Raw genomic sequence first — 14,872 nt, 5'->3', positions numbered from 1 at the left:
ACCCTCAATCTTCGTCTTCATCCTGCGCTTCGTCATCGTCAGCCGGCTCGTCGTCGACGCTGGCATCCGCATCCGGCTGGCCGGGCGCGGCCGGTGCCGGACGTTCAGCATCCGGGGTTTCAGCCACATCGAGTACCGACTCATCTTCATCCGGCTCTTCAATTCGTTCGATGCTGACCAGACGTTCGTCGTCTGCCAAACGAATGAGTTTCACGCCCTGGGTGTTGCGCGACAGCACCGAAATGCCTTCCACAGCGGTACGCACCAGCGTGCCCTGATCACTGATCAGCATGACTTCATCGCCATCGAATACCTGCTTGGCGCCCACCAACGGACCGTTACGGTCATTGGTCACCATGGCAATAACACCCTGAGTACCACGACCTTTGGTCGGGAATTCGTCAACGGCCGTGCGCTTGCCGAAGCCGCGCTCAGAAGCGGTCAGGATGGTGCCGTTTTCCTGCGGGATGATCAGCGAGATCACCACCTGATCGTCCTGCATCTTGATACCGCGAACACCACGCGCCGTCCGACCCATCGGGCGCACGTGGTTTTCATCAAAACGCACCACCTTACCCGCATTGGACAACAGCATGACTTCGCGTTGGCTGTCGGTCAGCGCCACGCCAACCAGCCAGTCATCGTCGTCCAGCGACAAGGCGATCAAACCGGCCGAACGTGGCCGTGAGAAGGCTTCCAGTGAAGTTTTCTTCACCGTGCCATTCGCCGTTGCCATAAAGATAAACAGCTCAGGATCGTATTCACGAATCGGCAGAATGGCCGTAACCCGCTCTTCCGGCTCCAACGGCAATAAGTTCACCATGGGTCGGCCACGCGCATTGCGGCTGGCCTGCGGAATTTCGAAAACGCGCAGCCAGTAGACCTTACCTCTGTTACTGAAACACAGGACGGTGTCGTGACTACTGGCGACCAACAAGTGCTCAATAAAGTCGTCGTCTTTCAACGCCGAAGCCGAGCGGCCTTTACCGCCACGACGCTGGGCTTCGTAATCGGTCAACGGCTGGGTCTTGGCGTAACCGCCGTGGGAAATAGTGACCACCATGTCTTCTTCGGTGATCAAATCTTCCATCGACAAGTCCAGACGGCTGGCAATGATTTCGCTCTTACGCGCATCGCCATACTGATCTTTGATGGCCAGCAACTCTTCACGAATGACTTCCATCAACCGTTCGTAGCTTTCCAAAATACGCAGGTATTCGCCGATGTCATCGATGATTTGTTTGTATTCACCGATCAGTTTTTCATGTTCCAGTCCGGTCAGCTTCTGCAGACGCATGTCGAGAATCTGCTGCGCTTGTTCCGGCGATAAGAAGTAACGTTCATCGCGCACGCCGTAGGCTTCGTCGAGATCTTCCGGACGGGAAATATCGGCGCCCGCGCGCTCCAGCATGGCCGCCACATCACCGAGCTCCCAGCTTTGCGACAGCATGCGTTCTTTGGCTTCCGCACCGGTGGCCGAGCTGCGGATCAGCTCAATCATCTTGTCGATGTTGGCCAGTGCAATCGCCAGACCTTCCAGAATATGGCCGCGCTGACGTGCCTTGCGCAGATCATAAACGGTCCGACGTGTCACCACTTCGCGACGATGACGCACAAAGGCATCAAGCAGTTCTTTCAGGTTCAGCACCCGAGGCTGGCCATCGACCAGTGCCACCGTATTGATGCCGAACACCTGCTCCAACTGAGTCTGGGAGTAGAGGTTGTTCAACACCACATCACCCGACTCGCCACGCTTCATTTCGATGGCGATGCGCAGACCGTCCTTATCGGATTCGTCGCGCAGCTCGGAGATGCCTTCAATCTTCTTTTCTTTGACCAGCTCGGCGATCTTTTCAATCAGGCGCGCCTTGTTCACCTGGTAAGGAATTTCGTGAACGATGATGGATTCGCGACCGGTCTTATCATCAACCAGCACTTCGGCTTTGGCGCGAATATAAATACGGCCACGACCGGTGCGATAGGCTTCAACAATGCCTTTACGACCGTTGATGATGCCGCCGGTCGGGAAATCCGGGCCGGGAATGTATTCCATCAAATCATCGACCGACAGATCCGGGTCGTCGATCAACGCCAGACAGCCGTCGATGACTTCGCTCATATTGTGCGGCGGAATGTTGGTCGCCATACCCACAGCAATACCGGAAGCCCCATTAACCAGAAGGTTAGGAACTTTGGTTGGCAGCACGTCGGGAATCAGTTCGTTACCGTCGTAGTTTTCAACGTAGTCGACGGTTTCTTTTTCAAGGTCAGCCAGCAGTTCGTGCGCCAGCTTCTGCATGCGGATTTCGGTGTAACGCATAGCAGCGGCAGAATCGCCGTCGATGGAACCGAAGTTACCCTGACCATCGACCAGGGTGTAACGCATGTTAAAAGGCTGCGCCAAACGCACGATGGTGTCGTAGACCGCAGAATCGCCGTGCGGGTGATACTTACCGATCACATCACCGACCACACGGGCGGATTTTTTATAGGGTTTGTTCCAGTCGTTGCCGAGCACATTCATGGCAAACAAAACACGGCGATGCACCGGTTTCAGACCATCGCGCACATCCGGCAGCGCACGTCCGACAATGACGCTCATGGCGTAGTCCAGATAGGACTGTTTGAGCTCCTCTTCGATGTTGATCTGGAGGATTTCTTTGGCTAGCTCACCCATGCGGTACGGTATCCTTAGCGATTCAATGAGACGCTGCTGACGGGCGGAATTTGGCACCAAAATTGGCTGCGGGGTCCACCTTCGGACGCAACGTACAATGGCGCGAAATCATACCACAAATCAATGAGATAGATATAACCGATCACCCCGCCAATGGGTCGATGCGCTGGTGATCCCGGCGCACAATCACTAGAATGTGCGCACCTGGCCGACCGGCCGCTCACCCATTGATCAAAAGGGACACCATGGAACACATCGACAGCCTGATCCAGGCGCACTGGATCATCCCCGTCAACCCACAACGCGACGTCCTGGTGGACCACAGCCTGGCCATCAAAGACGGCGTCATTGTTGCCATTTTACCGACCGACCAGGCCAAAACGCAGTACCAGGCCGATGAAACCGTCGAGCTGGGTGAAAGCGCGCTGATCCCCGGTTTCGTCAACACGCACGGCCACGCCGCCATGGCATTGTTTCGCGGCATGGGCGACGATCTGGAATTGATGACCTGGCTCAACGATCACATCTGGCCCGCTGAAGGCGCCTGGGTCGGAGACGAGTTTGTTGCTGACGGAACGGAACTCGCTATCGCTGAAATGCTGCGCTCCGGCACCACCACCTTTGCCGACAACTACTTCTTCCCGGCTGCCGCCGCAGAGGTTACCGAGAAAGCCGGCGTCCGCGCGCAGTTCTCGTTCTCAGTTATCGACTTCCCGACCAACTGGGCAAAGACCGCCGACGAGCACATCGATCTGGGCATGGAACTGGTCGAGCGTTACAAAGGCCACAGCCACATCAAGATGATGTTCGGCCCTCACGCGCCCTACACCGTCTCCGATGAGCCGATGATCCGCATTCGCGATCTGGCCAAAGAAAACGATCTGATGATTCAGATGCACGTTCACGAAACTCAGACCGAAGTCGACGGCGAAATCGAAAAACGCGGCAATCGCCCGGTACGCCGACTGAAAGAACTTGGCTTGCTCGGCCCGCAATTCCAGGCCGTCCATATGACCGCACTGAACGATGACGACATCGCCGATATCGCGCAAACCCAGTCTCACGTCGTGCACTGCCCCGAATCCAACCTGAAGCTGGCCAGCGGCTTCTGCCCGGTCGACAAGCTGCAAAAACTCGGTGTCAACGTGGCACTGGGTACCGACGGCGCCGCCAGCAACAACGACCTGGATATGATGGGCGAAATGCGCACGGCCGCCATTCTGGCCAAAGCGGTCAGCCAAAGCGCTACCGCCTTGCCCGCGATGGAAGCGCTGGCCATGGCGACGCTGAATGGCGCCAAGGCCATGGGTTGGGACAGCGACATCGGCAGCCTGGAAGTTGGCAAACGCGCCGACATTACCGCGGTGCGTCTGGACGATATCGAAAGCCAGCCGTTGTACGACCCGGTCTCGCATCTGGTCTATGCCTCGACGCGTGACCAGGTCAGTGATGTCTGGGTTGATGGTAAGCGCCTGCTGAAACAGCGCGAACTGACCACGCTGGATCGCGATGCCATCATGACCAAAGCACGCAACTGGCAAGCTCGCATCAGCAAAACGCAATAAGACCGACGCGGTGGCGCCCGGCGTCACCGCAGTTCCATCCATTACGCTCGAGGCATCACCGTGACCGCTAACATCGACCCAGCCGAACTGGAAAAATTTGGCGCCCTGGCCAGCCGCTGGTGGGACCCGGATTCCGAATTCAAACCACTACACGACATCAATCCGGCCCGCGCCGGTTACATCGATGAACATCTCAATATCGCGGGATTAACCGTCGTCGATATCGGTTGTGGCGGTGGCATTCTGACCGAAGCACTGGCGCAGCGCGGTGCCGTCACCACCGGCATCGATATGAGCGAAGCCCCGCTGAAAGTGGCCAAGCTGCACGCGCTCGAGGGTGAGTTGTCGATCGACTACCGGCAAATGACGGCCGAAGCACTGGCCGACGAAGCGGCTGGCACCTTCGATGTGGTGACCTGTCTGGAAATGCTGGAACACGTGCCCGATCCGTTCTCGGTCGTTCAAGCCGTGCAAACACTGCTCAAGCCCGGTGGCCGTGCGTTTTTCTCAACCATCAACCGCAATCCCAAGGCCTGGGCGATGGCCATTGTTGGCGCCGAGTACGTGATGCGCCTGCTGCCGCGCGGCACCCATGAATACCGCAAACTGATCCGCCCTGCCGAGCTGAACCGTTGGGCCAGCGAAGCCGGTCTGAAAGTGACCGGCATGCGGGGTATGCATTACAACCCCTTCACTCGCCGTACGCGCCTGAACCACGATGTCTCGGTGAATTACCTGCTGACTGCCATTAAGCCCGAAAGCGCATGAGTGTGCGCGCTCTGCTGTTTGACCTGGACGGCACTCTGCTCGATTCCGCTCCGGCCTTTATGACCGCCATGGACGCTTACGCCGACCAGGTCGGCTTGCCTCGACTCACCGAACATCGCGAGCACTACGCCTCGGCAGGCGCGCGCGCTGCGGTCGCAGCGATCCATGATATCGATCGCAGTCACCCCCAATTCCAGGAATATCGCGAGGCTTTTCTGGCTATTTTTCTCGATACACCGGTCGAACTGAACCATTGGTATCCCGGCGTTGAATCGCTGCTTGAAACGCTCACCGATCAGGGCACCCCCTGGGGCATCGTGACCAACAAACCGCGCCCGCATACGCTGGCGGTGCTCGAAGCGCTGCTGCCGCAAACGCCTCCGGCACTGGTCTGTCAGGGTGACCTGCCCACCATCAAGCCCGATCCGGCCATGCTCTGGGCTGCCAGTGACGCCTTGAGCGTACAACCGGCCAACTGCCTCTACGCCGGTGATCATGAACGCGATATTCAGGCCGCTCACGCCGCTGGCATGCGTTCACTGGCGTGCAGTTATGGCTACCTGCACGCCGACGACGACCCCAACCTATGGCAGGCCGATGATCTGGCCGAATCCACGCACCAACTGACTGAAAAGGCGCTGCAATGGCTGACACCGTCCCTCTATTAACTCAAGCCGATCTGGCGCTGGCCTCAGACCAGAATGCTCTCAAAGACAAGGTGATCGTCGTAACCGGCGCCGGTGCAGGTATCGGACAAGCCATGGCGCTCGACTTTGCGCGTGCCGGCGCTCACCTGGTGCTGATTGGCCGCACTCAGGAAAAGCTCGAAGCCGTCTACGATCAAATCGAAGCGGAAACCGACACCCAGCCCATTATTCTGCCGGTCGATCTGGCCGACATTACCCCGGACAACGCCCGCGAGCTGGCGCACGGCATTGAACAAACCTATGGGCGACTCGACGGTGTGTTACTCAATGCATCGCTGCTGGGCGACAAAATGAGCATTGCCCAGTATTCGCCGACCGTCTGGCGCAAAGTCATGCAGGTCAATCTGGACAGCAGTTTCTACCTCAGCCAGGCGCTGATGCCTTTACTTCAGGCGAGTTCACACGGACGACTGATCTTCACCACCTCCAGCGTTGGCCGCAAAGGTCGTGGCTACTGGGGCGCTTACGCGGTGTCCAAATTCGCCACCGAAGGTCTCATGCAAACACTGGCCGATGAAGTCGGCACGGTTTCGCCGCTGCGCGTGCATTGCATCAATCCGGGCGGCACTCGTACCGCAATGCGAGCCACGGCTTATCCGGCCGAAGATCCCTCAGAAGTACCCGCACCGGAGGCTCATACCGCTTTTTATCGCTACCTGATGAGCGATCACAGCCAGGCATTCAACGGCATCTCCTGGGATGCGCGTGACTTCCTGACCGACTGATACTCCGTTCAAGGCCAATCCATCCGCCCCAATGGCTGCCGGTGGCGACAATTTTCCGGCAGTCACCTTGCCGCCGGCAACGGCAAACCCTGGCCGATTCGTCATTTTTTTGCCACCACCATCCGTAACCCATTGTTTTATAAGACTTTATAAGATTGGCACGCAAATCGCTTAGTGGTGCTGCAAACAGCAACGGCGGTTATCAGGATGGTTACCAGTTTTACTCAGCGACGCCCAACACAGCAGACCGGAGCAACCCGCTCTCGGTCGGCGCATGCCGTTCCAGACAGCAGCCCGACGCTGGATCAGCTGAAAGAGTTCCGACTGAATTTGATGAAGCAATTGCAGGCCACGCTCGACCTGGAGCAAATCCTGCGGACCTTCTTCAACGAACTGCAGCATCTGGTCGCGCTGGATGGCTGCCACTATCAAGCCGACAGCGTTGGTCTGGTATTGGATTTCGGCGAGACCGGCCGTCATCGCTGCAATTACGAATTGAGCCTGAACGACGAGCAGTTTGGTCGGCTGGGTTTCTCGCGCAACAAGCGCCTGCTGGAAAAAGAAATGCAGTTGCTGGAATCGGTGATGGACGTGTTGGTCTATCCGATGCGCAACGCCCTGCTTTATCGCAAAGCGTTGGCGACGGCCATGATCGACCCGCTCACCGGTCTGAACAATCGTGGCGCTATGGCCGTGACGCTGAATCGGGAAATGGATCGCATGCGCCGACACGATCAGGACATGAGCATCCTGATGGTCGACATCGATCATTTCAAAGACATCAACGATCGCTACGGTCACTTAGCGGGCGACGATGTGCTGCGTCAGGTCGCACAGCTGATCGATACCACCATTCGCGGCTGCGATGCGTGTTTCCGTTTCGGTGGCGAAGAGTTCCTGATCATGCTGACCGACTCAAATCTGCCGTTGGCACGCATGGTGGCCGAGCGATTGCGCCACACCATCAGCGAACAAACGCGTTCACCGGCCCCTAATTCGCTGGTCACGATCAGTGTGGGCGTCGCCCATTTTGATGATGAATCCGACTGGCCGGAATTGGTCGACCGCGCTGACCGTGCGCTCTACCAGGCCAAGCAAGCCGGGCGTAACCGGGTGGTTACGGATCACCCGCAAACCACCACCGCCCAGGCGCTTTAATCGCGATCGCGTCGTGCCCTGCCTTTCGGTTTGGGCGCGTCGGCCTTCGGTTTGGAACGGCTTGGTTTGGCCGCCGTTGCCTTGGGCTTAACCGAACGACGCGTCTTTTGATTTTCCATACGACGCCGGTTTGGATCGTGTTTATTCGAAACCACCGACTTCCACGGTGCCGACGGCAGATCCACCCGCTTGGCAAGCTTATCGACCTCGGCCTTGGGCATTTCTTTCCAGGTGCCGGCGCGTACATCGGCATCAAGAAACACCGAGCCATACCGCACCCGCTTCAAGCGCGACACCTTCAAACCCTGGCTTTCCCATAACCGACGCACTTCGCGGTTTCGGCCTTCCATGATCACCACGTGATACCAGACATTGGCACCGCGGCCACCAAATTCCTGAATGTCCGTGAACCGCGCAGGGCCGTCTTCCAGCTCAACACCGGCATGCATGGTTTCCACCTGCTCCGGGGTCACTTCACCCAGCACACGCACGGCGTATTCACGATCGATCAAACCTGACGGATGCATCAAGCGGTTGGCCAGTTCGCCATCGTTGGTGAACAGCAACAAGCCGGAGGTATTCAAATCGAGACGGCCGACAACAATCCAGCGCTCGCCCGGCAGATGCGGCAAACGATCGAAGACCGTCGGACGACCTTCCGGATCGCGACGAGTACAAACCTCACCTTCGGGCTTGTTGTATATCAGAACGCGGCGAACGCGCTGCTCTTCAATCTTGACGACCTTGCCGTCGAGTTCGAGCTTATCCTCGCCACCGACTTTATCGCCCAGCTTGACCAACTCGCCGTTGACCTTAACCCGCCCTTCTTCAATGGCGCGTTCCATATCACGACGCGAGCCTTTACCGGCTTTGGCTAAGACTTTCTGTATTCGTTCACTGCTCATTGTCTTCCTCTCCGCCCTGCTGGTCGTTCTCCCGAGCGTCCAACAGCGCTTGTTGTTGCGCCAATTTTTCTTCAATGATGCGCAAATGGTCGGCTTCGCTTAAGGGGTAGGAGCCGTCGTTGGTGGTTTCGTTATCGTCCGTTTCCGGCGTGTCGCGGTCTGCTTCAGCCGACGACGTGGACTCATCCTCATCGTCATCATCGGTCAAATTGAGATCCGGATGTTCATGGCCGGCGCGTTGTGCTTCAAACGCCTGCTCAATGGCGTCGTTAACGGCATCCATTTCCGACAGTTCGTCATCGAGCGTTTCATCAATATAGTCGTTACCGGTCTTACCGCTGCGTTCGTCTTCCCGCAGCCGGTCCACCATCGAGCTGAAGCTGATTTCGGCCTGGCTGTCGACCGTCCCGGCACTGTCAGCGTCATCATTCAATGCCAGTTCGGGCGCCAGATCATCCAGATCACGGATTTCACCCAGGCTGGGCAGTTGATCAAGGCTGGTCAGGCCGAAATGATCGAGGAACTGACGTGTGGTGGCGTACATTGCCGGCCGCCCCGGCACATCACGATGGCCGACCACGCGCACCCATTCACGTTCCTGTAAAGTTTTAATGATGCTGGAACTGACCGAGACGCCACGGACGTCTTCGATTTCGCCGCGTGTAATCGGCTGGCGATAGGCAATCAATGCCAGTGTTTCCAACAATGCACGCGAATAACGCTGCGGTTTTTCTTCCCACAACCGGCTGACCCAGACACCCAGGTCAGACCGCGTCTGGAAGCGCCAGCCGCTGGCGACTTCAACCAATTCCAGGCCGCCGCCGCTGTATTTGGCGATCAGTTCGGCCACCAGGCTGCGAATGATACGGCGGTGCGGTCGTTCGTGATCGACAAAGAGCGCGCCCAGCTGGGCAACCGACAAAGCCGTGCCCGCCGCAAACAAACCGGCTTCGAGAATGTGTTTGACGTCTTCTGGAGCATGACCACCGTAGGGGTCACCGACTTCTTCAGCCGGCGGGTCTGCGTCTTCGGCGTCAGTTTCATGGCCCTCACTCAGATCCGGATCGTCGTGTGCGGCCGGGTCCGCTTCGGGGACGGCATCGTCGTCCGTTGCGTCTGCAGATACTTCGCCGGCATCAGCCTGTGCGTCAACGTCATCGGCGGGTGCTGGCTGATCGTCGGTCGGTGTTTCAGACGCCGCCGGCAATTGATCGTCGTCGACTTTTTTGTCGTCAGGGTTGTTTTGTTCCGTCATTCACCACGAGCCTTTACATGAATGGGCGCGAACGCCTCGTTCTGAATCAGATCGATTAAGGATTCCTTGCACAATTCCATCACCGCCAGGAAAGTCACCACCACGCCGAGGCGACCTTCGTGGGCGTCAAAGAGCGTAATAAAGGGCACAAAAGCGCCATCCGACAGCCGGTCCAACACTTCACCCATGCGCTGGCGAGTGGACAGAGTCTCTCGCTGAATTTCGTGATGTTCAAACATGTCGGCACGGGCCATGACGTCTTTCAACGCCAGCAGAATTTCGCGCATATCAACGTCCGGATGCAGCTTGGGTCGCTGGTAATCCGGCTGATGTTCGGCGGTGGTATAGATGTCGCGACCCACGCGCGGCAGTTCGTCCATATTTTCAGCAGCGCCTTTAAACTGCTCGTACTCCTGCAGCCGACGAATCAGCTCCGCACGCGGATCTTCTTCCTCGTCGTCCTCATCGGTGGACACCCGAGGCAGCAGCATCCGGCTCTTAATTTCCGCCAGCATCGACGCCATCACCAGATATTCGGCGGCCAATTCCAGTTGCAGCGCGTGCATCAATTCGACGTACTGCATGTACTGCTCGGTGATCTGGAATACGTTGATATTGAGAATATCGAGGTTCTGCTTTTTGATCAGATAGAGCAGTAAATCGAGCGGGCCTTCAAACGCATCGAGAAAGACTTCCAGCGCATCCGGCGGGATGTACAGATCCATCGGGATCTGCGTCATCGCCTCGCCTTCGATCACCGCAAACGGCATTTCCGTCTGCTCCTGACGAGCGCGCTCACGCAACCGTTCCAACGCGCGTTCCTTGGCGCTGACGGCATCAGTCAGCACCGGCGTTTCGCTCGGTTCAAACAATGGTTGGGCGGTGTTTTCGGTGACTGCTGCCTCAGCGTCATTGTGCTCCGGGCTGTCGCCGGAGGGCTGATCGATTGGCTGGTCGTCGGGCGTTTCGCTCACCGTAGTCTCCGTACTCTGTTACTGCGAAAACGGCGTGACATCGCCGGCGCCTTCACGCAACACTTCCGGCACATCATCCAGCAGACTGACGATCGACGACTCGTCCAACCCACAAAATCCACCGTCAATGACCAGGTCCAGGTCGTGTTGCAGACGATCACGAATGTCTGCCGGATCGCTCTGTGGTGCTTCTTCGCCCGGCAAAATGAGCGACGTGCTGATCATCGCTTCACCCAGCTCAGCCAACAGCGCTTGCGCAATCGGATTGGCCAGCACGCGCAAACCGATGGTGCGTCGTTTGGGGTGCATCAAACGCCGGGGGACTTCACGGGTTGCCGAGAGAATAAAGGTCAGTGGTCCGGGCGTATTATTCTTGATCAGCCGATAGGCGACATTGTCGACCTTGGCAAAATTGGAGAGTTCCGACAGGTCACGACACACCAGTGTGAAACGATGGTTGTCATCCACCTGACGAATGCGGCGGATGCGATCAATCGCCTGTTTATTCTCCAGACAGCAGCCCAAGGCGTACGCACTGTCGGTCGGATAGGCGATCACACCACCGTCGCGCAAAATCTCGACGGCTTGCTTAATCAAACGGGGTTGGGGTGTTTCTGGATGAATCGAAAAAAACTGGCTCATACTGTATTGGCTCCCGCCAAGGACCTGACTGAGTGCGGCCACTTTAGCATTGCGGCCACTGCTTGGAAAAGCACTGAAAATCGGTCGGACTAAGCCACCAGTGCATCCACCAGCCGCTTCCCTTGAGACGGCCACTGCGGATACCAGCCGAGTCGTGCCCAGGGCGTGTCGGGCTGATGAAAATCGCTGCCGCCGCCAATGAGCAAGTCGCGCTCACAACAACTGTTTACTAGACGTTCACGCATCTGCGATGGCATCGCCGGACAGCAGACTTCAATGGCTTCGCCGCCGGCATCCTGAAAATCGTCAATCAATTGATCGAGCTTGCGCCAGGTGAGTTTGTAGCGATGCGGGTGTGCCAATACGGCCTTACCGCCACAGTCGCGAATGTCCGCCACCGCTTGCTCCAGTGCTGGCCACCCCTGTTTAACATCGCCCACCTTGCCCGTTCCCAACCAACGCTTAAACGCTTGGGCGCTGTCTTTGGCCTGACCCGTGCTGACCAGAAACCGGGCGATATGTGGCCGACCGGGTAAGGCATCGCCCGCCTCAGCACGAATCGCACTCTCATCCATGTCCAGACCCGCTCGTCGCAACACAAACAGCAAGCGCTCAAACCGCTGTTCGCGCGCCTTAATATAGCGTTGCTCGACGCCCAGCCAGGCTTCGCTGTCGACATCCATGCCGATACCAACGATGTGAATATTGCGGCCCAGCCACAGTGACGACAGCTCGGCGCCCGGCCACAAGCGCAGGTCATCCGTTAGCTCGCCCTGGTCACGCAGTGCGCGATAGCCCGCAGCGGTATCGTGATCGGTCAGCACCAGATTCGATACACCGGCGTCTTTCGCCCGGTCGTACACCGCCTGTGGCGACAGAACACCGTCTGACGCGTGACTGTGACAATGCATTTCCCAAGGATGACGGATATTCGTATTCAAACGAGTGCCTGTTGCTGTCGCTTTAAAGAGTCCCGTATTATGCCTGCCTTGTTGTTCCGCATCACCCAGGGAGTTGATCGTTATGTGGTATGCCATTGTCAGCGAAGACGTCAGCGACAGTCTGCGCTTACGTCAAAGTGTTCGTCCGGCCCATCTGGCCCGACTGGAAGCCCTGCAGGCCGAGGGCCGTTTGCTGGTTGCTGGTCCAACACCTGCCATCGACAGCGACAACCCGGGCGAGGCCGGCTTTACTGGCTCGGTCGTCATTGCCGATTTTGAATCGCTCGACGCCGCCAAAGCCTGGGCCGATACCGATCCTTATGTTGACGCTGGGGTTTATGCTCAGGTCAGCGTTAAACCGTTCAAGCAGGTTTTCTAAGCCGAGCAATGGCATGCACCTGGGCTTGATCTATGCCTTGCGTGCCGTGTTGGATTGCTTACACTCTGAAACCTCTGCAAACCCTAATACTTGGGACTCTGACCTCGATCACTTCATCATCAACGTTCAGAGCACCCACCTGACTTAAATAACGACAGCTAACGGAAGCCGTAACATGACCCGATTCTCCACTGCCAAAGTTCTTCTTGGACTGATCACCACAGCTGCGATCAGCGCTGGAACCCTGGCCGAAACCCGCTGGCTTAGCGACGAACTGTGGGTAAACCTGCGCGCCTCTGCCAGTGATGGCGCTCAAGTGTTACAAACCATCGGTTCGGGCACCCGCATGGAAACGCTCAGCGATACCGCTGAAAACGGTTATCTGAACGTACGCACCGAGCAAGGCACTGAAGGCTGGATTCCGCGTCGCTATACCCAGACCAATCCGACAGCCGCTTTGCGCCTCGCCAATGTCGAAGCCGAGCGCGATCAGTTGCAACAACAACTGACCGAGCTGGAAGAACGTCATCGTCAACTGCTCGCCAACCGTGGCGACGTCAGTGGCGAACTGGAAATTCTGCGCGAAGAAAATGAGCGTCTGGCCACCGAGCTCAATGAAATTACCGCCATCAGCGGTGATGCCATTGCTCTGGATGATCGCAACAAAGAACTGACCGAAAACAACGCTCGCCTGAAAAACGATCTGGACCTGGCGCAATCGCAGCTGTCTGAGATTCGTGAAAGCAACGACAGCAGTATGCTGCTGGCCGGCGGCGCACTGATCTTCGTGGGACTGGTGCTCGGTGTTGTCCTGCCGCGCATCCGTGCTAAACGTCGCGACAGCTGGGCTTAATCGACGGAGATTAAGCCGCCACTCCGGTTACTGTCAGACTTAAGACAGTAACCGGCCCCTCTTCCGGTCATTCTCCGAAGACCGCTTAGTCAAGACCACTGCGTCCGCCACCGGAGGTCATGTGAAACTCGCCTTTACCAAGAAAGAGTATCTGCAACGGGTCAAGAAAGTGCGTCGTGAAATGCGCACGCGCAAAGTCGATATTCTCATCGTCACCGATCCTGGCAACATGAACTGGCTCACCGGCTATGACGGCTGGTCTTTCTATGTCCACCAAGGCGTGGTGGTCCACGTCGATCAGGAAGAACCCATCTGGTTTGGTCGCCGCATGGATGAAAGTGCCGCTCTGTTGCGTTGCTTTATGAAGCGCGACAACCTCACCAGTTACCCGGAAGAATACGTCCAGAATCTCGACAAACACCCGATGAGTTGGCTGGCCGAGCATTTGTTCATTGCCAACGACTGGCAAGGCGCCACCATCGCTACCGAGATGGACAACTACTATTACACCGCCGATGCGCACCGCAATTTGCGCCTGGCAATGCCCGAGGCGCGCTTTGTCGACAGCCACAACCTGGTCAACTGGTGCCGGGCCATCAAGTCGGCGAAAGAAATCGAATACATGCGCATCGCCGGGCGTATTACCGCCAAAATTCACCAGCGCATTCTGGATGTAGCCCGGGTCGGCATTCCCAAGAGTCATGTGGTTTCGCAAATCTACGAAACCGCCATTGCCGGCGTCGACGGTTACAGTGGCGACTACCCGTCCATTGTACCGCTGCTGCCATCGGGCGAAGAGGCATCAGCCTCGCACATCACCTGGGATGAAAAGCCTTTCCGCGCCAACGAAGGCACGTTTTTTGAGATCTCCGGCTGCTACAAACGCTACCACGCGCCGATGTCACGTACGCTCTATATGGGCCGTCCAAGCGCGCGTTTTTTGAACGCCGAAAAAGCCTTATTAGAAGCCATTGATGCCGGTCTGGAGCAAGCCAAGCCAGGCAATCGCACCTGCGATATTGCCAACGCCTTGGATGCAACCATGGCGCACTACGGCATTGATCGTCAGGGCGCGCGCTGCGGTTATCCCGTCGGCGTCAGTTACCCGCCCGACTGGGGCGAGCGCACCTCCAGTCTGCGCGCCACCGACACCACGGTGTTGCAGCCAGGCATGACTTTCCACTTTATGCCGGGTATTTGGCAAGACGACTGGGGCATCGAGATCACTGAAAGCATTCTGATCACCGAAACCGGTGTGGAAATGCTGGTCGATTTCCCGCGTCAGTTGTTCGTTAAATAACGGCTGACGCTGCCGTGGCGCCG

General features: G+C 57.4%; 14 protein-coding genes. 8 read left to right on the top strand and 6 right to left on the bottom strand.

The window, feature by feature from the left end; genetic code table 11:
- Nucleotides 1-4: 4 nt before the first annotated feature.
- Nucleotides 5-2,677 (bottom strand): DNA gyrase subunit A, encoded by a 2,673-nt coding sequence (gene gyrA / locus BGP77_RS12385; protein WP_108165041.1) that lies wholly within the window; start codon nt 2,675-2,677, stop codon nt 5-7.
- A gap of 245 nt (nt 2,678-2,922) precedes the next feature.
- On the opposite strand from gyrA, the gene BGP77_RS12380 reads away from it, so the two are divergent.
- From BGP77_RS12380 to BGP77_RS12360, 5 genes are all read left to right on the top strand, one after another.
- Nucleotides 2,923-4,242 carry a TRZ/ATZ family hydrolase gene (locus BGP77_RS12380; protein WP_108165040.1) on the top strand — a complete coding sequence of 440 codons (1,320 nt, stop codon included), beginning with the start codon at nt 2,923-2,925 and terminating at the stop codon, nt 4,240-4,242.
- Between the two features lie 60 nt (nt 4,243-4,302).
- Entirely contained in the window at nt 4,303-5,010 is a 708-nt protein-coding gene (ubiG, locus tag BGP77_RS12375; RefSeq protein WP_108165039.1) for a bifunctional 2-polyprenyl-6-hydroxyphenol methylase/3-demethylubiquinol 3-O-methyltransferase UbiG, read from the top strand.
- Nucleotides 5,007-5,678 carry an HAD family hydrolase gene (locus BGP77_RS12370; protein WP_108165038.1) on the top strand — a complete coding sequence of 224 codons (672 nt, stop codon included), beginning with the start codon at nt 5,007-5,009 and terminating at the stop codon, nt 5,676-5,678. Before ubiG ends, BGP77_RS12370 begins: the two co-directional genes overlap by 4 nt.
- The gene (locus BGP77_RS12365; RefSeq protein WP_108165037.1) at nt 5,654-6,442 is read left to right on the top strand and encodes a YciK family oxidoreductase; all 789 of its coding nucleotides are present in this window, start codon (nt 5,654-5,656) and stop codon (nt 6,440-6,442) included. The genes BGP77_RS12370 and BGP77_RS12365 overlap by 25 nt, the downstream gene beginning before the upstream one ends.
- Nucleotides 6,443-6,649: 207 nt before the next feature.
- Complete coding sequence (locus BGP77_RS12360; RefSeq protein ID WP_108165036.1) at nt 6,650-7,600, top strand: GGDEF domain-containing protein; 951 nt, start codon at nt 6,650-6,652, stop codon at nt 7,598-7,600.
- Here BGP77_RS12360 and rluB read toward each other — a convergent pair.
- The 5 genes from rluB to BGP77_RS12335 all read right to left on the bottom strand — a co-directional run bounded on the left by rluB (nt 7,597) and on the right by BGP77_RS12335 (nt 12,317).
- Nucleotides 7,597-8,505 (bottom strand): 23S rRNA pseudouridine(2605) synthase RluB, encoded by a 909-nt coding sequence (gene rluB, locus BGP77_RS12355; protein WP_108165035.1) that lies wholly within the window; start codon nt 8,503-8,505, stop codon nt 7,597-7,599. The genes BGP77_RS12360 and rluB overlap by 4 nt on opposite strands.
- The gene (gene scpB / locus BGP77_RS12350) at nt 8,495-9,760 is read right to left on the bottom strand and encodes an SMC-Scp complex subunit ScpB (protein ID WP_108165034.1); all 1,266 of its coding nucleotides are present in this window, start codon (nt 9,758-9,760) and stop codon (nt 8,495-8,497) included. Before scpB ends, rluB begins: the two co-directional genes overlap by 11 nt.
- Nucleotides 9,757-10,572, bottom strand: a complete 816-nt coding sequence (locus tag BGP77_RS12345; protein WP_233252393.1) for a ScpA family protein — start codon at nt 10,570-10,572, stop codon at nt 9,757-9,759. The genes scpB and BGP77_RS12345 overlap by 4 nt, the downstream gene beginning before the upstream one ends.
- Nucleotides 10,573-10,752: 180 nt before the next feature.
- Nucleotides 10,753-11,376 carry an L-threonylcarbamoyladenylate synthase gene (locus tag BGP77_RS12340; RefSeq protein WP_108165033.1) on the bottom strand — a complete coding sequence of 208 codons (624 nt, stop codon included), beginning with the start codon at nt 11,374-11,376 and terminating at the stop codon, nt 10,753-10,755.
- A gap of 89 nt (nt 11,377-11,465) precedes the next feature.
- A complete protein-coding gene (locus BGP77_RS12335) occupies nt 11,466-12,317 on the bottom strand; it encodes a PHP domain-containing protein (protein WP_146171243.1) in 852 nt (283 codons plus the stop codon).
- Between the two features lie 82 nt (nt 12,318-12,399).
- On the opposite strand from BGP77_RS12335, the gene BGP77_RS12330 reads away from it, so the two are divergent.
- The 3 genes from BGP77_RS12330 to BGP77_RS12320 all read left to right on the top strand — a co-directional run bounded on the left by BGP77_RS12330 (nt 12,400) and on the right by BGP77_RS12320 (nt 14,849).
- Nucleotides 12,400-12,696, top strand: a complete 297-nt coding sequence (locus tag BGP77_RS12330; protein ID WP_108165031.1) for a YciI family protein — start codon at nt 12,400-12,402, stop codon at nt 12,694-12,696.
- A 175-nt stretch (nt 12,697-12,871) separates the two neighbouring features.
- The gene (locus BGP77_RS12325) at nt 12,872-13,549 is read left to right on the top strand and encodes a TIGR04211 family SH3 domain-containing protein (protein ID WP_108165030.1); all 678 of its coding nucleotides are present in this window, start codon (nt 12,872-12,874) and stop codon (nt 13,547-13,549) included.
- Nucleotides 13,550-13,670: 121 nt separating this feature from the next.
- Entirely contained in the window at nt 13,671-14,849 is a 1,179-nt protein-coding gene (locus BGP77_RS12320; RefSeq protein ID WP_108165029.1) for a M24 family metallopeptidase, read from the top strand.
- The last annotated feature ends 23 nt before the right edge of the window (nt 14,850-14,872 follow it).

Origin of the sequence: Saccharospirillum sp. MSK14-1 (assembly GCF_003054965.1) — a bacterium.
In the GTDB taxonomy this organism is placed as follows: Bacteria; Pseudomonadota; Gammaproteobacteria; order Pseudomonadales; family Natronospirillaceae; genus Saccharospirillum.
Note: the sequence above shows the minus strand (reverse complement) of the source record. Positions and strands in the feature narration are given on the sequence as shown.